Origin of the sequence: Enterococcus infantis, from assembly GCF_049166715.1 — a bacterium.
GTDB lineage: Bacteria > Bacillota > Bacilli > Lactobacillales > Enterococcaceae > Enterococcus_C > Enterococcus_C leclercqii.
Map to the genome: position 1 here is coordinate 1 of NZ_JBMHFB010000031.1, position 516 is coordinate 516.

Genomic DNA, 516 nt, shown 5'->3' on the forward strand with positions numbered 1-516 from the left:
GGCCAGTCCACTTGGTGTTGGCGTTGTCGACATGGAAGACCAGGGCCAGCCTGAATCTCTCGTCGTCGCAACGCTGCACGAAGACAAATGGCTTGAGATTGAAAGCCGCGGCTTCTCCAGATGCCTTGATGCCGGCGGCTTCCAAGGCGGCAGTCGAGGCTGGCAGCGGATCAACCTGTATGACCGAGTCCTTGTATTGCTTGGCCATTTCCTGGGACAGACGGGAAACGTTCATGCTGCCAAAAATCGGTCCTAACAGAATGCTGCCGCCGCCAGTCTGCATAAAGATATAGCGCGTGCCTTCGATGTAGCCTGCCTGATTCGGCAGATACTTTTTCTCAGGCATATTGGCGGAAACAGAGACTGCCGACTGCATTCCGGCCTGAACGGCAGGAGGCGTCGTTGTCTTGAGCGCGGGAGCGCAACCAGCTGCAAGAACGGCCATTGTCAAAACCAAAGGCGGCAAAAGGCGCATTTTTTTAATCCGTCAGCGAGGGAGAAGAGGGTCTGATTGGG

The 516-nt window shown here is 55.8% G+C and carries 1 protein-coding gene; it reads right to left on the reverse strand.

What is annotated here, in order from left to right:
* Window positions 1-475 (reverse strand): hypothetical protein (locus ACOMA8_RS14705; protein WP_421371710.1); only part of this gene is annotated, 475 nt, incomplete at its 3' end.
* Window positions 476-516: the final 41 nt, after the last annotated feature.